Source organism: Vicinamibacterales bacterium, assembly GCA_035699745.1.
GTDB lineage: Bacteria > Acidobacteriota > Vicinamibacteria > Vicinamibacterales > 2-12-FULL-66-21 > JAICSD01.
Genome location: DASSPH010000104.1, coordinates 92514 through 111004, shown reverse-complemented (window position 1 = coordinate 111004; position 18491 = coordinate 92514). Strand labels below are relative to the sequence as shown.

The 18491-nt window shown below is 68.0% G+C and carries 15 protein-coding genes; 8 read left to right on the top strand and 7 right to left on the bottom strand.

The features are described from left to right. Positions 1-2222 (bottom strand): TonB-dependent receptor (locus VFK57_24210; GenBank protein ID HET7698844.1); only part of this gene is annotated, 2222 nt, incomplete at its 3' end. A 255-nt stretch (positions 2223-2477) separates the two neighbouring features. Between VFK57_24210 and VFK57_24205 the strand changes: the two genes are divergently transcribed. From VFK57_24205 to VFK57_24190, 4 genes are all read left to right on the top strand, one after another. Next, complete coding sequence (locus VFK57_24205; GenBank protein ID HET7698843.1) at positions 2478-3683, top strand: acetyl-CoA C-acyltransferase; 1206 nt, start codon at positions 2478-2480, stop codon at positions 3681-3683. Further along, on the top strand, positions 3677-4729 hold the full coding sequence (locus VFK57_24200) for a 3-isopropylmalate dehydrogenase (GenBank protein ID HET7698842.1): 1053 nt from the start codon (positions 3677-3679) through the stop codon (positions 4727-4729). The genes VFK57_24205 and VFK57_24200 overlap by 7 nt, the downstream gene beginning before the upstream one ends. Positions 4730-4848: 119 nt before the next feature. Continuing rightward, positions 4849-6030, top strand: coding sequence for an acetyl-CoA C-acyltransferase (locus VFK57_24195; GenBank protein HET7698841.1), 1182 nt, complete (start codon positions 4849-4851; stop codon positions 6028-6030). Further along, positions 6030-6878 (top strand): 3-hydroxybutyryl-CoA dehydrogenase, encoded by an 849-nt coding sequence (locus VFK57_24190; GenBank protein HET7698840.1) that lies wholly within the window; start codon positions 6030-6032, stop codon positions 6876-6878. The genes VFK57_24195 and VFK57_24190 overlap by 1 nt, the downstream gene beginning before the upstream one ends. Here VFK57_24190 and VFK57_24185 read toward each other — a convergent pair whose 3' ends face one another. Continuing rightward, a complete protein-coding gene (locus tag VFK57_24185; protein HET7698839.1) occupies positions 6879-7556 on the bottom strand; it encodes a TRAP transporter TatT component family protein in 678 nt (225 codons plus the stop codon). It lies immediately after the preceding gene. A gap of 25 nt (positions 7557-7581) precedes the next feature. On the opposite strand from VFK57_24185, the gene folE reads away from it, so the two are divergent. The 3 genes from folE to VFK57_24170 are packed head-to-tail and all read left to right on the top strand — an operon-like array spanning position 7582 to position 9586. Continuing rightward, a complete protein-coding gene (folE, locus tag VFK57_24180) occupies positions 7582-8181 on the top strand; it encodes a GTP cyclohydrolase I FolE (protein HET7698838.1) in 600 nt (199 codons plus the stop codon). Further along, positions 8148-8936, top strand: coding sequence for a cobalamin-binding protein (locus tag VFK57_24175; protein HET7698837.1), 789 nt, complete (start codon positions 8148-8150; stop codon positions 8934-8936). Before folE ends, VFK57_24175 begins: the two co-directional genes overlap by 34 nt. Further along, positions 8921-9586 (top strand): hypothetical protein, encoded by a 666-nt coding sequence (locus VFK57_24170; GenBank protein ID HET7698836.1) that lies wholly within the window; start codon positions 8921-8923, stop codon positions 9584-9586. Before VFK57_24175 ends, VFK57_24170 begins: the two co-directional genes overlap by 16 nt. A 42-nt stretch (positions 9587-9628) precedes the next feature. Here the strand turns inward: VFK57_24170 and VFK57_24165 are convergent, their stop codons facing one another. From VFK57_24165 to VFK57_24150, 4 genes are all read right to left on the bottom strand, one after another. Continuing rightward, positions 9629-10252, bottom strand: a complete 624-nt coding sequence (locus tag VFK57_24165) for an LON peptidase substrate-binding domain-containing protein (protein ID HET7698835.1) — start codon at positions 10250-10252, stop codon at positions 9629-9631. A 2-nt stretch (positions 10253-10254) separates the two neighbouring features. After that, on the bottom strand, positions 10255-10701 hold the full coding sequence (locus VFK57_24160) for a hypothetical protein (protein HET7698834.1): 447 nt from the start codon (positions 10699-10701) through the stop codon (positions 10255-10257). Between the two features lie 31 nt (positions 10702-10732). Next, positions 10733-12007: a VWA domain-containing protein gene (locus VFK57_24155; protein ID HET7698833.1), complete on the bottom strand. Its 1275-nt coding sequence runs from the start codon at positions 12005-12007 to the stop codon at positions 10733-10735. Positions 12008-12114: 107 nt separating this feature from the next. After that, positions 12115-13620: a hypothetical protein gene (locus tag VFK57_24150; GenBank protein HET7698832.1), complete on the bottom strand. Its 1506-nt coding sequence runs from the start codon at positions 13618-13620 to the stop codon at positions 12115-12117. 80 nt (positions 13621-13700) lie between these two features. On the opposite strand from VFK57_24150, the gene VFK57_24145 reads away from it, so the two are divergent. Beyond that, a complete protein-coding gene (locus VFK57_24145) occupies positions 13701-14456 on the top strand; it encodes a glycerophosphodiester phosphodiesterase (protein HET7698831.1) in 756 nt (251 codons plus the stop codon). On the opposite strand, the gene VFK57_24140 is transcribed toward VFK57_24145, so the two are convergent. After that, positions 14453-18418, bottom strand: coding sequence for an FG-GAP-like repeat-containing protein (locus VFK57_24140; protein HET7698830.1), 3966 nt, complete (start codon positions 18416-18418; stop codon positions 14453-14455). The two genes, VFK57_24145 and VFK57_24140, sit on opposite strands and share 4 nt — an antisense overlap. Positions 18419-18491 lie beyond the last annotated feature (73 nt).

The following is an 18491-nucleotide window of genomic DNA, read 5'->3' as shown; positions in this document are numbered from 1 at the left end:
GCGCGGTCGATCTGCTTGTGCACGTAGCGCACGCTGGCGGAGATCACGTCGCTGAACTGGTGTTCGACGCCCGCGGTCGCTTCCTGCTGACGCATCGGCTTGAGATTCGGTTCGATCGCGCTCGAGCCGACCGAGATGTGCCGGAAGTCGGTGACGCGCATCAACTGGCCCGGGCACGCCGGCGGGCAGCCGGAGGGCACCAGGTTCGGCCAGTCGAACGTGTTCAGCGTGTAGTAGTACTCGAGCCAGCGGTCGCCGCCGAACGAGCCGCGCGGCAGTTCCAGCTTGAAGATGTCGTAGAAGATGCCCCACGACGCGAACGCCTTGGTGCGGCCGTCGCCACGGAGGTCATACGCGAAGCCGACCCGCGGCGCCACCTTGTCGGCGAAGCCGAACTCGATGCCGGTCTCCGGCAGCGTGATGCCGTCCACCACCGTGCCGGGCGCGTAGTTCGGCACCTGCTCGCGCTCGGTCCGGACCCCGGCGTTGATCGTCAGCTTGTTGTTGATCGTCCAGGCGTCCTGCACGAAGAAGCCGAAGACGTTCATGTTGACGTCGCCGAAGGTGATGAAGCCGCGGTTCGGATCCACTTCCTGGCTGCGCACCGAGTAATAGCCGTAGGTGCCGCGGCAGGTGGTGGTGCCGAAGAGGATGCCGTTGCAGGCCGCCGGGTTGGTCGACAGCCGGGTGTTCCACCGGATCGTGACGCGCGGACGCGCCTCGCCCGAGTCGACCGCGTTGCCGAGGCGATCGGCCTGGAAGCCGAACTTCAGCTGGTGGGCGCCGCCGAAGTTGCCGTAGATCGTGCTGTCGGCCTGGAAGTACAGCCGCGTCTGCTTGTCCTGCACGACCTTGGTGTTCGACAGCACGCTCGAGAAGCCGGTGCCGCGCTGCAGGCTGGCCGGGACGTCGAGCAGCCCGATATTGTTCGTCGTCGTCCAGTTGAACCGGGGCACTTCGGTGACGTTGGTGTCGTACTGGTCGGACAGGTAGTACCCGCCGCGCAGGCCGACGAACATTCTCGGCGACGCCGTCCAGTCGACGTTGCCCGACACCGTCCAGTTGGGGAAGGTCGAGGTCGTGCGGTAGTCCGAGCCGGCCGGATCGGTCGCCGCCAGCGACGGGAGCAGGCCCCGCTGCCGCGACCAGCTGTTGTTGAACGCGAGCCGCGCCCGCGTGTTGTCGCTGATCTGCGAGGTCAGGTTGCCGGTGGCGTACTGCACCTGCGTCTTCTGCTTGTTGCTGTTGTTCTCGCCGATCGGATTCTGCGACGTCGAGGCGTTCACCGTCCGGGTCGTCGTCGTGATCGCCGGCTGATACGCGCCGAAGAACCAGGCGCGGTTCTGCGCGATCGGGCCGCCGAGCGCGAAGCCGGGCTCGAGCCGGACGCTGTCGTCCTCGGGATAGGTGATGTACTCCGCGAGGCTGCTGTTCGACGGGTTGAGGCGGAGGATCGGCCGCCGCGACGCGTCGAGCGCATCCCCCTGGACGTTGAACAGCGCGCTGCCGCGGAAGTTGTTGGTGCCGCTCTTCGTCACCATGTTGATGACGCCGCCGGTCGCGCCGCCGAACTCCGCGGTGTAGCCGCTGGACTTCACCTGGATGTCCTCGACGAAGTCGGCGATGACCGCCTTGCCAGACGTGCCGCTCTGGATGTTGGTCGTCTCGACGCCGTCGATGATGTAGCGGTTCTCACCGGCGCTCGCGCCGTCGATCGACAGGCCGCCCAGCTTGGCTTCCTGGTTCGCTCCCGGCGCCTGCGTCACCAGCGTGGTGAAGTCCCGCCCTTTCGGCAGCAGGTTGATCTGCTCGGCGCGGATGTTGGTCTGCCGCGCGCTCTGCCGTACGTCGACCAGCGGGCTTTCCGCCGTGACCTGGACGTTTTCCGTCAGGGTGGCGAGCCCGAGGGCGAAGTCCACTTTCTTGATCTGGCCGAGCGCCACCACGACGTTCTCGACCGTCCCCGGGCGGAAGCCCTGCAGGTTGGCCGTGATCGTATAGGTGGCGGGCGCGAGTGACGGGAACCGGTACACACCCTGCGCGTCGCTCGTGGTCTCGATCTTCGCCCCCGAGCCTCCGGTCAGCGCGACCGTGACGCCCGGCAGCACCGCGCCGGACGAGTCCCTGACCACTCCTTCAATCGATCCACGCTGCTCCTGGGCATAGGCCGCCCCGGTCAACAGCGTCATCGCGAGCAACATCGCGATTCGTGCTAGACGCATGAATACATCCTCCTCGGTGAACAACTCAGGGGTGAATGAGGCCGGACGCACCCGGCTCCCTGAACGAACCGTGGCTACAGCACACGCTGTACCGGTCCCGGTCCAATCTCCGATTAACCCTCTTTTCTGGGGATTCGTCAACTTGTCCCCGCGCCCGTCCCGGCCCGGATCTGAATCGTTGGATGACGATGTGGGCTGAATTGGATCGCGTCGCCGGATGTGTCCCGCGTCGCGTCCGGCTACAATTGGAGGGTTATGCTCCCCTCGGATGTCGTCATCCTTGGTGCGGCACGGACGCCCATCGGCCGCTACGGCGGATCCCTCCGGAACGTGCATCCGGCCGAGCTCGGCGCCGCGGCCGCCGGCGCGGCCCTCGAGCGGGCAGGCCTCACACCAGCCGACGTGGACGAGGTGCTCATCGGCCACGCCCGGCAGGCGGGATCCGGGCCGAATCCCGCCCGGCAGGTCGGCAGGCGAGCGGGCGTTCCTGACACAGTCCCGGCTCAGACCATCAACAAGGCCTGCGCATCCGGGATGCAGACGATCGCCACCGGCGCGCAATCGATCGCGCTCGGCGAGTCCGCCATCGTGCTGGCCGGCGGCATCGAGTCCATGAGCCGGATGCCGTATCTGATGGACGCCGAGGACGCCCGCTGGGGCCACAAGATGGGGAATTTCACCCTCGTCGACGCCATGTATCGCGACGGCTTCACCTGTTCGGTCTGCGGCCTGATCATGGGAGAGACGGTCGAACTGCTGGCGCGCGAGTACGGCATCACGCGGGAGGCGTCCGACGCCTATGCGCTCGAGTCGCAGCGGCGGGCCGAGCGCGCCATCGCGCAGGGGCGCTTCCGCGACGAGATTGCCCCGGTCGCCTATACCGACGCGAAGGGCAAGCCGCAGACCCTGTCGGCCGACGAGCACCCGCGTGCCGGGACGACGATCGAGAGCCTGCGGAAGCTGCCGCTGGTCTTCAGTGACGTCGAGGGCGGGGCAGGCATCCTGACCGCCGGATCGTCGTCCGGCATCACCGACGGTGGGGCCGCCGTCGTCCTCGCAAGCGCGGCCGAGGCGAACGCGCGCGGCCTGAAGCCCCTGGCGAAGATCGCCGGATGGGCGAGCGCGGGCGTCGATCCGAGGCGCATGGGCATCGGTCCCGTGCCCGCCGTGCACCAACTGCTCGAGCGCACGGGGCTGCGGCTCTCCGATTTCGACCTCGTCGAGCTGAACGAGGCGTTCGCCCCGCAGGTGCTGGCGGTGCTGGCCGATCTTCCCATCCCGATGGATCGCCTCAACGTCAACGGCGGCGCCATCGCGCTGGGCCACCCCATCGGCTGCACCGGCACGCGCATCGTCGTCACCCTGCTGTACGAGATGCTGCGGCGCAAGGCGCGCCGCGGGCTCGCCACGCTGTGCGTGTCGGGGGGAATGGGGATGGCCATGGGGATTGAATTGTGTTAACGCCCAAGGTCGCTGTCATCGCCGGTGACGGAATCGGGAAAGAGGTGACTGCGGAGGCGGTCAAGGTGCTGACCCGGACCGGCGAGGCGTTCGGGCGGCGGCTGCAGTTCGAGCACCTGCCGTGGGGCGCCGACCATTATCTCGAGACGGGGATCACGATTCCCGCGGACGGCTACGACACGCTGCGCGGGTTCGACGCCATCTTCATCGGGGCGCTCGGCGATCCGCGCGTGCCGGACAATCGTCACGCGCGCGACATCCTGCTCGGCACGCGATTCGAGCTGGATCTTTACGTGAACTACCGGCCGGTGAAGCTGCTGGACGAGCGTCTCTGTCCGCTGAAGGGGCGCGGTCCGAAAGACGTGGACTTCGTCGTCTTCCGCGAGAACACCGAAGGGTTGTACGTCAGCGTCGGCGGCCGCTTCAAGGCCGGCACGGAGGACGAGATCGCGATCCAGGAAGAGCTGAACACGTTCAAGGGGGTGAACCGGATCATCCGCCACGCGTTCGCCTTCGCCGAGGCGCGCGGCCTCACGAAGGTGTGCATGGCCGACAAGAGCAATGCCATGCAGCAGGGGCATGCGCTGTGGCAGCGCGTGTTCACGCAGGTCGCCGCCGAGTACCCGCGCATTCAGGCGACGCATTACTACATCGACGCGCTCGCGATGTACATGGTGCTGGATCCCGGGCAGTTCCAGGTGATCGTCACCAACAATCTCTTCGGCGACATCATCACCGACCTCGGCGCGACGTTCCAGGGCGGGCTCGGGATGGCGGCGTCGGGGAACCTTCATCCCGGGAAGACCTCGATGTTCGAGCCGGTGCACGGCTCGGCGCCGAAGTTCGCCGGGAAGAACATCGCCAATCCGATCGGCGCGATCGCGTCGGCGTCGCTGATGCTGGAAACGCTGGGGCTGAAGGACGAGGCGGCTGCGATAGATGCGGCGATCCTGAAGGCGGTTCGGGAGAATCAGGTGACGGCCGATATCGGGGGTGCACTTGGCACTCGTGAGGCCGGAAATTACATAGTGGCAGCTTTACGCTGAGACGACTGCGGCTCGCGCTCCGGCACGAAGAACACAAAGGCCACATTTGTGATCTTCGCGGCCTTTGTGCCGGAGCGTGAGTCGTCGACGCGTCTCAGTCGAATCAATCAGGGAAACGTATGAACGGTGACGTCTTCATTCTCGGCGGCGCCCGGACGCCGATGGCGGAATACACGGGCAGGTTGAAGGACTTCTCGGCGCTGGAGCTGGGGGCGATCGCGGCACGCGCGGCGATGGAGCGGACTGGTGTGAAGCCGGCCGACGTGGATCACGTCGTCTACGGCAACGTGCTGCAGACCAGCGCCGACGCGGTGTACGGCGCGCGGCACGTCGGACTCAAGGCGGGCGTGCCGATCGAGGTGCCGGCGTTGACGGTCAATCGCCTGTGCGGCTCGGGCATCCAGGCGGCGATCAGCGGGGCGCAGCTGCTGGTGCTCGGGGAGGCGGATGTCGTTCTCACCGGCGGCATGGAGAGCATGAGCCAGGCGCCGCACGTGATCCGTGGGCTGCGCAGCGGCCTGCGGCTCGGCCAGGGGCAGCTCGAAGACACGCTGTGGTCGGCCCTGCTCGACACGCACTGCGGCTGCACCATGGCAGGAACGGCGGAGAACTGCGCGGCGAAGTACAGCATCTCGCGCGAGGCGCAGGACGCCTACGCCATCCGCAGCCAGCAGCTCGCCGACCGCGCGTGGAAAGACGGACGGCTGAAAGAGGAAGTCGTTCCGGTGGAGATCAAGTCGCGCAAGGGCGTGGACCTCTTTGCGCAGGACGATCACATGCGTCCGGATTCCACCATGGAGGGGCTGGCCAGGCTGCCGCCGGCGTTCAGCAAGAACGGCTGCGTCACCGCCGGCAATGCCAGCGGCATCGTCGACGGCGGGGCGGCGCTGCTGCTGGCGTCCGCCGCGGGAGCGACAGGGAAGGGGCTGAAGCCGCTCGCGAAGCTGACGCACTGGGCGTATGTCGGGGTCGAGCCGACGCTGATGGGGATGGGGCCCGTCCCGGCGACGCGGAAAGTGCTGGAGCGCGCCGGCCTGGCGTTGAAGGAAATCGATCTCATCGAGGTCAACGAGGCATTCGCGGCGCAGTACCTCGCCGTGGAGAAGGCGCTCGGTCTCGACCGGGACCGCGTCAACGTCAACGGCGGCGCGATTGCGCTCGGCCATCCGCTCGGCATGACCGGCACCCGTCTGCTCCTGACGCTGACGCTCGAACTGCGGCGGCGCGGCCTGAAGCGCGGTCTCGCGACCGCCTGTATCGGTGGCGGGCAGGGCATCGCCGCCATTGTGGAGACTGTGTGATGGCGATCAAGACGGTTGGGGTGCTGGGTTGCGGCCTGATGGGGGCCGGCATCGCGCAGGTGAGCGCGGCGGCGGGCTACAAGACCATCGTCCGCGAGGTCGAGGACGGCTTTCTCGAGAAGGGCATCGGGCGGATCGAGAAGTTCCTCGCCGGCGGCGTCGAGAAGGGGAAGGTCACCGCGGAGGAAAAGGACCGCACGCTGGGCAACCTGACCGGCACGACGCGGCTCGAGGACCTGAAGGACTGCGATCTCGTCGTCGAGGCGATCATCGAGAACATCGACGAGAAGACGAAGGCGTACGGCGTGCTCGACCGGGTCGTCGCCGACCATGCCATCTTCTGCTCGAACACCTCGTCGTTGTGCATCACCGAGCTGGCGGCGAAGACGAAGCGTCCCGATCGCTTCGCCGGGCTGCATTTCTTCAATCCGGTGCCGCTGATGAAGCTGGTCGAAGTGATCCGCGGGCTCACCACCAGCGACGAGACCTACCGCACGGTGTTCGCCTTCGCGCAGTCGCTCGGCAAGGAGCCGATCACCGCGCCCGACAAGCCCGGTTTCATCGTCAACCGCCTGCTGGTGCCGTACCTGCTCGACGCGATCCGCTCGTACGAGAACGGTCTGGGCACGATCGAAGACATCGACAAGGGGATGAAGCTGGGCACCGGCTATCCGATGGGGCCGTTCACGCTCCTCGATTTCGTCGGCCTGGACACGACCTACTACATCGCCAACATCATGTTCGAGGAGTACCGCGAACCGGCATACGCGCCGCCGCCGCTGCTCAAGCGGATGGTCCTGGCCGGGCGGCTCGGGAAGAAATCCGGCCACGGGTTCTACAAGTACTGACTACCGCAGCGCAGCGCGCAGCGCCGCCCCCTTTTGCTTGAACTCGCGATCCTCGGGCGCCCACTCGGGATCGACGGGGGCGTCGATGAGCTTCTGCAGCACGGCCCGCGCCTCGTCCTTCTTCTTCAGTTCGATCAGCGTTTCGGCGAGGAAGAAGAGCGACACGCTGCTGTTGGGATTGTAGGTGAGCGATTTGCGCAGGTGCTCCTCGGACTTCTTGTCGCTGCCGCCGAACAGGCCCGGCACCTTGAAGTACCAGCGGCCGAGCGCGCGGTCCGCCGATCCGTGCTGGAACGCGGGATCCAGGCGCAGCACGGTTTCCAGCGCGGCCTTGATGTCGCCGCGATACTTCAGCCCCTGGCGCAGACCGAACGATTCCGCCAGCGCGCCCATGTTCGCCGCGATCCAGAAATGCCCCTCGGGTCTGGCCGGGGCGATGGCGGCGGCGGCGCGCCCGGCGGCGATGCCCGCCTCGAGGTAGGCTTTGCGCTTCTTCTCCTCGGCGTGGCCGCCGAGCCAGTAGCGCGCGCGGGCGAGCTTCCACGCCGACTCGAAGTCTCCCGGATTCCTGATCAGCCGCTCCGCCCAGATGGCTTCGGCGCGCTGCGCGCTCGCGAGGTGCTCGCGTCGGCTGTACAGCGCATCGGGATCGTCCGCCTGCAGGCGAAAGGCTCCCACCGCGAGGAGTAGATACAATAAGAGCATGCAGGAAATAATCCGCCGGCTGCTCGCCGAGCTCGGGGAGGATCCCGCGCGCGAGGGGCTGCTCGACACCCCGAAGCGCGTCGAGAAAGCGCTGCGCTTCCTGACGAGCGGCTACGCGGCCGACGTGGACACGGTCCTCAACAACGCGCTGTTCACGGTCGATTATAACGAGATGGTGATCGTCAAGGACATCGACTTCTACAGCCTGTGCGAGCACCATCTGCTGCCGTTCTTCGGCCGCTGCCACATCGCCTACATTCCCAAGGGCAAGGTGATCGGCTTGAGCAAGATTCCGCGCCTGGTCGAAGTGTTCGCCCGCAGGCTGCAGATTCAGGAGCGGATGACCAGTCAGATCGCCGACACCATCCGCGAGAAGATCGACCCGCTCGGCGTCGCGGTGGTCATCGAGGCCACGCACCTGTGCATGGCGATGCGCGGGGTCGAGAAGCAGAACTCGTTCGCCATCACCAGCGCCATGCTCGGCGGCTTCCAGCATGATGCGCGGACGCGGATGGAGTTCCTGGAACTGATCAAGCGTCCCGACCTGCCGTCGCGCGTCTCGCCGTGTCACGATATCCATCACGCATCGTCTGCCTGACCGAAGAGACGACCGAGACGCTGTACCTGCTCGGCGAAGGGGACCGCGTCGTCGGTGTGTCCGGTTACACGGTGCGGCCGCCGGAGGCGCGGCGCAAGCCGAAGGTCTCGGCGTTCATCAACGCGCGCTTCGACAGGATCGACGCCCTGCGGCCCGATCTCGTGCTCGCGTTCTCCGACTTGCAGGCGGACCTCGCGCGCGAGCTGATCCGCCGCGGCTATCCGGTCTATACCTTCAACCAGCGCAGTGTCGGCGAGATCCTGCAGATGATCCGCGTCGTCGGTGCGCTGGTCGGACGCGGCGAGGCCGGCGATGCGCTGGCCGCCCGCATGGAGGACGGCCTCGAGGCGATTCGCCGCAGCGCCGCCGCGATGCCCCGGCGCCCCAGGGTGTTCTTCGAGGAATGGGACGCGCCCCTCATCTCGGGGATCCGCTGGGTCGAGGAGCTGGTCGAGATCGCCGGCGGCGAGCCGATCTTCCCGGAGCTGCGCGACAAGGCGCTGGGCAGGGATCGCATCGTCGATCCCGCGCTCGTGATCGCGCGCAATCCGGACGTGATCGTGGCGTCGTGGTGCGGCAAGGCGGTGAAGAAGCGCGCCATCGTCGAGCGGCCCGGCTGGGATCGCGTCAACGCGGTGCGCTGCGATCGGATCCACGAGATCAAATCGACCTACATCCTCCAGCCGGGGCCGGCGTCGCTGACCGAAGGGGTTTCGCGGCTGCATGCGATACTGAAGGCATGGGACGCGTCCTGACGTCAGCGATCCTCGTCGTCGCGATCGCGGCCGCGGCCGTGCCGCTCGACGCGCAGCGCAAGCCGCCGGCGCGCCGGCCCGCCGCGAGGGCGGCGAAACCGGCGCCGATGAAGACCGCCACGCCCGACGTGAAGTGTCCGTCGCTGATCGGCATGGGAGTGAAAACGGTGCGCAGTTACTGTGACGTGCCCGTCGGACGCGATCCGGCGCAGGGCATCGTCATCGGGCTGCCGCCGCACACCGGCCCCGGCGTCCTGACCTTCGACCTGCACGCGCGGCACGTCTACTCCGACGACGAGATGAAGCGCGGCAAGGCCTATGCGCGCTATCGCGCCGGCATCGCCGTCGCCACGATGAAGGGGGACGTGCTGACGCGCGGCGGCGTGGAAGCGGAGTTCCGCACCGCCGCGGATCTGTTCGATCGCATCGGCGGCGGCGCCGGTCCCGGCAGCCTGAAGGCGGTCGCGCCCGCCGGCCGCGAGCAGATCGTCGTGACCGTGCCGGCCGGCGTCGATCAGGTGAGCCTGCTGGGTGAGACGCTCGACGCGCTGACGCCGGCGGGACGGGAGACGGCCGCGATGGCCGGGCGGCCGATCGCGATCGTCAGCAACGTGCTCTTCGAATACCGCCCGGTCCCGGTACGGCGGTGAGGGTGTTCTCAGCAGGGGCCGCGGTGACGCACCGGGGACACGCTAGTGGCCTGAGCTCCACTGCTGGCGCGCCACCAGCACCTTGATCTCCAGCAGCTCGATCAGCGAGCGGCAGCGCTGCAGCACGCCGTCGCGCTCGAGCAGCGCCTGCTTCTCGACCGGCTCCAGCTCCAGATACTGCGCCAGCGCGTTCACCAGGTCCTCGTCGGGCATCGAGGTCGGCACTTTCGTGTCGCGGGCCCCTTCGGGCTGCGGCACCAGCAGCGCTTCGAGCCGGCGGCGCGCGGCGCGGATCTCCAGCCGGTCGGCATCCGCCGCCGCTTCGGGCAGCGCGTCGACGTCGGCGACGCGGTAGGGGAGGTCATCGTGCTCGCCGGTGATGCGGAACCGCTCCATGCCGCGGAGGACGATGTTGAAACGCCCGTCGGCGAGCCGTTCGGCGTGCGTGATCACGCCCGCGCAGCCGATCGGGTAGACCGGCGGCCGCCCGTCGTAGTCCCGTTCCCAGCCGGGCCGCAGCAGCACCATGCCGATGATCCGATCCCCGTTCAGCGCGTCGTCCACCATCTTCCGGTAGCGCGGCTCGAAGATGTGGAGCGGCAGGAAGACGCTGGGGAACAGCACCACGTTGGGCAGCGGGAACACCGGGATGGTGGGGGGCAGCATGGTCAATTGCCGATTGGCGATTGGCGATTGGCGATCGACAAATGGCGATTGGAGGGATTGTCGATCGACGGATTGACGAGTGGCGATGGCGCGCCAATCATCAATCGCCAGTCCGTCGATCGCCGATCCGTCAATCGGCATTTGTCGATCGCCAATCTGCCATCGGCCATCTTCAGTGTCTTGGTCGCGCGGCGATTGGCGATCGACAGGTGGCGATTGGAGGGAGTGTCGATCGACGGATTGACGAATGGCGATGGCGCGCCAATCATCAATCGCCAGTCCGTCGATCGCCAATCCGTCAATCGGCATTTGTCGATCGCCAATCTGCCATCGGCCATCTTCAGTGTCTTGGTCGCGCGGCTCGAGTGTCGATCGACGGATTGACGAGTGGCGATGGCGCTCCAATCATCAATCGCCAGTCCGTCGATCGCCAATCCGTCAATCGCCATTTGTCGATCGCCAATCTGCAATCGGCCATCTTCAGTGTATTGTCCGCGTCTTCTTGTCCATGTAGTCCATCAGCACGTAGCGTCCGAGCGTGCGCGGGGTGGTGAAGTAAGCCTTGCCGTGGCAGATCTGCGCCACCTTGCGCACGAAGCTCACCAGATCCGGATCGCGCGCCAGCATGAAGGTGTTGATCAGGATGCCGGCCTTGCGGCAGGCGGCCACCTCGGCGAACGTCTCCGAGACGATGAACGGATCGAGACCGAAGGCGTTGCGGTAGATGCGGCCGTCCGGCCGCGTCAGCGCCGACGGCTTGCCGTCCGTGATCATCACGATCTGCCGCATGTCCTTCTGCTGCCGTTCGAGGATGCGGCGGGCGAGCCGCAGCCCCTCGCGCGTGTTGGTGTAATACGGTCCGACCTTCGATCGCGCGAGCTGCCCGAGCGGAATCTCTTCCGCCGAGTCGTGGAACAGGACGACCTTCAGCGCGTCGCCGGGATACTGCAGGCGGATCAGATTCGCCAGCGCGAGCGCGACGCGCTTGGCGGGCGTGAAGCGGTCCTCGCCGTAGAGGATCATGCTGTGGCTGCAGTCGAGCATCAGCACCGTGGCGCAGGATGACTGGTACTCCCCCTGCGCGACCATCAGGTCCTGATAGTCCACCTCGATGCCGCCCGTCACGCCCGCGTTGCGCGCCCGCAGCACGGCGTTGAGGATCGTCCCGCTCGGGTCGAGATTCATCGTGTCGCCGAACTCGTACGGCTTCGACGCGCCGCTGGCCTCGATGCCGGTGGCCATCTCGCGGGTGTCGTGGCGGCCGAGACTGCTCTTGCCGAGGGAGCCGAGCAGGTCGCGCAGCGCCTTGAAGCCGAGAAAGTCCAGGCTCTTGTCGGTGATCTCGAAGCGGTACTGCGCCGTGTCGCCCATGCCGCCGCCGCCCGCTTCACGCTGCTCGCGCTCGCGCGCCAGATCCGGCTGGGCGCTCAGGTACCCTTGCGCCTGCAGCTTCTCGATGATCCTGTCGATCAGCTGCTCCAGCCGCTGCTCGGCGTCGTCGGCGTCGCGCCAGTCCTTGCCGAGCAGCCGTTCGAGCATCTCCTCCGACAGCATCCCGCCGTTGAGGATGGCCTCCATGATCGCGTCGTGCAGCGACTGCCGCGAGTGCCCGCTCTCGTCGTCGTCCTCGTAGGGCAGCCCGTACGGGTTGTCGAAGCCGCTGCCGAGCAGCAGATCCGAGAGCCGCGAGAGCAGATCCTCGAGATCGATCTCGTCGAGATCGTCGCCGGTGAACTTGCTGTAGCGGTACTTCACAAGCGTGCTCCCGCCGTCACGGACGCGCTCCGCCGCAAAGGCCACAGAGAACACGAAGCCCGCCAGGCGATGTGGGCGTTCCGCCGTCGCGTGTGACAGTCATGCAGCTAGTTGTAGTACTTCTTCTTGTTGCCGAGCGGCAGCTCGTGATCGACGCCGAGCGGCTCCATCGGGCGCGGCGCGCGCGGCTTCAGCGGCTCGGCGGCCTGGAACTGTCCTTCACTCGAGCGGCTGATCTTGCGCTGCGCGTAGAGCCCTTCGAGCACGAAGTCGACGGCGGAGGCCAGCGCGGGATCGCCGGGCTTCTTTCCGGCCGCCGTGCGGGCGGCCTCGTGCAGCCCGGCCACTTGTGCCGTGCGCGCCAGCAGCTCGCTCGCCGGCAGCGCATCGTCGACCTGCAGGTTGCCGCCGAGATCGAACCATTCGGTGACCTGCCGCAGATCGGCGTTGGGGAACCATCCGTCGTAGACGCTCGATACCGAGGCGCGAATCAGCTCGCGCGCGACGTTGTCGGCCCCCTTCAGTTCTCCCTCGTACTCGAGCTCGAACTTGCCGGTGATCGCCGGTATCGCGGCGTAGATGTCGGTGATCCGCGGCACCGCGATCCGCTCGCCGGCCGCGAGCGCACGCCGCTCGGCGTTCGAGATGACGTTCTCGAGCAGCGAGATCGGCAGGCGCTGGCTGACGCCGGATCGCTTGTCGATCTTCTGATCGCGCCGGGCGTGAAACGCCACTTCTTCGACCGTCTCGCGGACGTACTCGGGAAGGGACAGCTCGAGGCCGCCCCCGCCGCGTTCGGTCCAGGCCTCCTGCTGCGTCACCTGCATCGCCAGTTGCCGGCTGGCGAGATAGTGCGTGCGGATCTCCGATCCGATGCGGTCCTTGAGCGGCGTGATGATCTTGCCGCGCGCGGTGTAGTCCTCGGGATTGGCGCTGAACACCACCTGCAGATCGAGCGGCAGGCGCACCGGGTAGCCCTTTATCTGGACGTCCCCTTCCTGGAGGATGTTGAACAGGCCGACCTGGATCTTGCCCGCGAGATCGGGCAGCTCGTTGATCGCGAAGATGCCGCGGTTGGCCCGCGGCAGCAGGCCGTAATGCATCGTCATCTCGTCCGACAGCTCGAGGCTGGCGCGCGCCGCCTTGATCGGGTCGAGATCGCCGATCATGTCGGCGATGGTGACGTCGGGGGTGGCGAGCTTCTCGACGTAGCGGTCGTCGCGGCCGAGCCACGCCACCGGCAGGTCATCCCCTTCCTCGCGGACGCGCTTCCGGCACGCGGCGCAGAGTGGCGCCAGCGGATCGTCGTGAATCTCGCAGCCGGGAACGACCGGCAGCCACTCGTCGAGCAGGGAGGTCATCGCGCGCAGCAGGCGCGTCTTCGCCTGGCCGCGCAGCCCGAGCAGGATGAAATTGTGCCGGGACAGGATGGCGTTGACGATCTGCGGCACCACCGAGTCGTCGTAGCCGACGATGCCGGGGAAGAGCGTGTCCCCGGCGCGCAGCTTTCGTATGAGGTTGTCGCGGATTTCCGATTTCACGGGGCGCCGGGCGAGGCGGCCGGCCTCGACGTCCCGGCGCAGCGCACCGCGCGTAGTAGCCTTGGGGGTCATTGACGGATCTTAGCAGGATGCGCGGGGTGCGGGGGGCACGTGGTGCGCGGAGTGCGTTGCCGTCCGCTAGAATTCAACGCGTGGCGCTGGTGTTTGCCCATCGCGGCGGCGCGAAGCTGCGGCCCGAGAACACGCTGCTGGCCTTCGATCACGGGCTGTCGCTCGGCGCCGATGGCCTCGAGTTCGACGTTCGCCTGTCGCGCGACGGGGTGGTGGTCGTCCATCACGACGCGACGCTCGAGCGGACGACCGACGGCACCGGCCCGGTGGCGGCGCGCACGGCCGATGAGCTCGCCCGGCTCGACGCCGGATTCCACTTCGAGGCGCATCGCGGCCGCACCGGCGGCGTCCCTCGCCTCCAGGACGTGCTGCGCCGGTATCCGGCCGCGCGCTGCATCATCGAGATGAAGGTCAACGAGCCCGAGCTGGCGCACCGCACCATCGACGCCGTCCGCGCCGCGCGGGCCGTCGATCGCGTCGCCCTGGGCTCGTTCGGCACGCGCGTGCTGCGCGCGGCGCGCGATTACGAGCCGCGGATCCCGACCGGCGCCTCGCGCGAGGAGACCCGCCTGGCGCTGTACCGATCGTGGGTGCGCTGGCCGGTACGGCGTCCCGCGTATCGCGAGTTCCAGGTGCCCGAGGTGTCGGGCTCGACGCGCGTGGTCTCGCCGCGGTTCGTCCGCTACGCGCACGAGGCGCGGGTCTCGGTGGCGGTGTGGACCGTCGACGCGGAAGACGACATGCGGCGGCTGCTGGCGTGGGGCGTCGACGCCATCATCAGCGATCGCCCCGACATCGCCGTGCAGGTCGCGCGCGCCGGCCGTCCCACGTCCTAGCGGCGCCCGGGAATCGGGACGTCGCCGACGGTGCCGAGATTCACGTAGCGCGCCGTGCGGGTGCGGCTCTGGAGGATGTACCAGTAGCCGTCAGCGGCGCGGAAGAACGCCTGGTCGGTGATGCCGTCCTGATCGTAGTCCCCGGGCACGGGCACATCGCTCGCGAGCCCGCCCCATTTCACGTAGCGAACCCCGCCCGACGCGAAGCGGATATACCAGTACAAGTCCGACGGGCGGAACACGGCCGTATCGGTGCGTCCGTCGCCGTCGTAATCGCCGGGGACGGCAACGTCCGCGAGGGTTCCACCCCATTGCACGTAGTGGATGCCGGCGGTGCTGCGCCGCAGATACCAGTAGCCGTTCGACGGACGGAAGAACGCGATATCGGCCCGGCCGTCGCCGTCGTAGTCCCCCGGCGCCGGAACATCGTGTGCGGTTCCACCCCATTGCACGTAGCGCGGCGTGTTCGTGGCGGACTGCAGGATGTACCAGTAGCCGTTCGACGGACGGAACACGGCGATGTCGGCTTTGCCGTCACCGTCGTAATCGGCGGGCGCGGGGATGTCCGCCGTGGTGCCGCCCCAGAGGACTGCGCGCGACTGCATCGTGCTGCTGTCGCGAATCAGCCATTGCCCGTTGGAAGGACGGAACACGGCGACGTCTGCCTGTCCATCGCCGTCGAAGTCGGCGGCGGCGGGAAGGTCGCCGCTCTGCCCGAGGGCGGCAGTTTCAGCCCGCCTCGGCGGTTGCCCCAGAAGGAGGTACTCGCCGGCGCGCTCGCGGCTGGGCACCGTCCACCATTCGCCGGTCGCCGGCCGGAAGATCGACGGGTCGGTTCGCCCGTCGGCGTCGAAGTCCGACGGCGGTCCCGGCCTGGGCGCGATCCGCGTCAGGAAGTAGTCGAGCGGATCGTCGCTCTGGTTCCGGATGAAGTGGCGCAGCGGCGTGAACAGCGTGCGGCCCCCGCCGCTCTCCGCGATGATGCTGTTGGTCGGCAGGTCCGGCGAGTGCGTGAGTCCGTAGAGATAGATCGATCCGGCCGCGTCCGTCTCGATGCGCAGCGGCCGATCCTCACCGCTGCCGCCGAAATACGTCGAGAACAGGATGGCCGCGCCGCTCGCGTCGAACTTCAGCACCGCGGCGTCGTCGCGGTTCGGCCACAGCAGCAGCACGTGGCCGGACAGCGCCGGGTCCGCGGCGATGCCGGCGCCGCGATATCCCGTTCGCAGCGGGCTGCGCTGCCAGGTGAGTCCGCTGTCCTCGCTGAACGAGATGCCGCCGGCGAACGCGCCGTAAATCACCGAGGGTGTCGCCGCGTCAACGGCGAGCGAATGTGCCGCCGCGCCGAGGAAGCCTGTCAATCCGGCGGCGCTGCACTGCGGCCAGGTGGCGCCCGCATCCGTGCTGCGGCACACGCCGGCTCCGAGCTCGTGCGCGCCGTACACGATCGCTCCGTTGGTGGGATCCGAGGCGAGAACCCGGACACGGCTCGGCGGGAGGGGTTGCCACGTCGTTCCGCCGTCGGTGCTCTTCCACCGTGCGTCGGGGGTGGTCGCGAAGAGCGTGGTCGGCGTCGTGGACGCGACCCGTTCGAACTCGAACGGCGTTCCCGAGGGGGACGGCACTTCGGTCCACGTTGCGCCCGCATCCGCGGTGCGATAGACGCCCCCTTGCGCGAGCGATGCATAGGCCACCATCGCGTTCGATGGATCGAAGGCCACCTGCGTGGCCCGGCGGAACGGAATGCCACTGACGATCGTCCAGGTCGCGCCGGCGTCGGTGCTGCGCCTGAGTCCGTCGGACGTCGCCGAGAGGAGCACCCGCGGATCCGCGGGACTGATCGCAAGTGGCCCCAGCGGGTAGTTGGTGACGAACTGCCAGGTGCGGCCGCCGTCCGTGCTGCGGCACAGCCCACCGTTCACCGCAAGGACCGTTTTCGGATCCGACGGCGCAAAGAGCAGCGCGCCCCCGCCGAGACAGTTGGGGCCGAGCCCCTTGGCCTCGAACGTTCGCCCTCGATCGTAGGAATGCAGCAGCGGGCCGTCGCCGCGCGTGGGCTGCACGCTCCGGACCAGCGGCAGAACGCTCGACATGATGTTGAACGAGAGGATGGGTTCGCCGTTCGCCGTGACCGCCACGGGCGTCGCCGCCTTGTTCAGCTGTTCGCTGAACGGCTGCGACGGCGCCACCGGGTACACCTGAAAGCCCGCGCTGACGTCGAGCACGTTCGAGTAGGTCAATCCGCCGCTCGGGTGGAACTTCGCCAGGAACACGGTCTCGCACGGGATGGGCACTTCGAAGCAGGCGCTGAATGTGCGCCCTGTGCTGATCGGGAACTGCACCGCTTCGGTGTAGCCCGCCAGATACGCCGCACCAGTCGCATCGACGGCGAGCCCGGCGGCCGCCGTCGCGCCGAAGTTGCCGCCAAAGTACGTCGAGTGGGTGAGCCCTGTGAGTGCAGGGTTCAGCCTGGCGAGGAACGCGCTCGAGGCCGCCCATTGGCCGAGCCCGACCTGCAGCGCGTTGCTCAGCGGCAGGTCGCGCGAATGCGTGGTCCCGGCGAGGTAGACGCTGCCGTCCGGACCCGCCGCCAGCCCGGTGGGCTCGTCATCCGCGCTGCCGCCGAAGTACGTGGCACCCTGGACCATGCCCCCGGACAGCGTCACGACCCACGCTTCGGCGCCGCCCGCGGCGGAGCGGAAGGTCGTCGGGATGGGCAGCGAGCGAACCACGCCGCCCGGCGCCGGCATCTTGCCCGCGATCGCCACGCCGCCGGCGGGCAGCGCGGCGATGAGCTGCGTTTCGAGGAATCGCCCCACGTACGTCCCCCACCGCAGCTGGCCATCGGCAGCGCTGACGGACGCGACGAACGTGCTGGTGGTCGACAATCCCGCGACCGTGGTCGGCGCGATCCCGGACGCGTCGTAGGTGCTCACGTACAGCGCGCCCAGTCCATCAACTGCGATCCGCGACTTCAGCACCGACGTCGTATCCGCCGCGAGGAACGTCGAGAAGAGCAACCGCGTCCCGTCCGGCGCCAGACGCGCGACGAAGACGCCGTTGACGGACGGCTGGTACCCGGGCGTGTGCTGCGCGAAGTCGAACTCGAAGCCGAACGGCACCGGTCCGGGAAGGGTCGTCGACGCTGACAGGTATACGTTCCCGGCGCGATCGACCGCGACGTCGTCGGCGGCGATGTACGTGGTGTAGGCGACCACCGGATCGATGACCAGCTCGCGGCCAGCATCGTACGTCTCGACGTCGATGCCGATCTCGCGGCCGCGCTTCACGTACCGCGCCGCGACCTCGTGCCGCGCATTCCCGATCGACTGATACGCGACGGGCCGGTGGTGTCGAATCTCCCGCGCCCCTTGCGTCAGCACCAGGTCGCCGGAGTGGGCGTCGACGCTCGCCGCCGCTCCGGCCACACGCAGCCGCACCATGCGCGGGTCCGCGCCGGGATGCACCCGCAGGTCGTATTCCAGCTGCCGTCCCCGGCCGTAGTACACGACGTCGATTCCGCGGTAGATCCCGTCGCGGCGGATCTCAGCGAAGGTCGGAATGCGCCGTTTCCAGCGGCTCGGGTCACGCCCGACGAAATAATTGACCGTCGCGTCCTGCACGCGGCGGCCTTCCGCGCGCCCGCCGAGGGAACCCGAGAACGCCACGGTGATCGGCGGCGCGTCTGGAGACGGCGCAATCGTGAACCCTGCGTCGTGAATGGCGATGCGGCCGCCGGACTGGACACCGGCGAATCGAATCGCCGGTGAAAACTGTCCGTCGTTGCGTTCGAACGTGAGCGGCAGATGCTGTGCAGCGCCGGCCGCATCCACGCGCGCCGGGGCGCCGGGCGAGCGCGATGGCATCGATCGAGCGGCGTGGCGCGCCGCCAGCACGCCAAGCAACGCACTCCCGGTGACTGCAGCCACTCCGACGACGAATGTCGCTCCGCGCGCGCGCATGAGAACTCCCCGGGCCGGCCGAGCATTCTACGCCAGCTCAGCACCCGCGGCGCCACGGCCGAGCTGGGCTCCT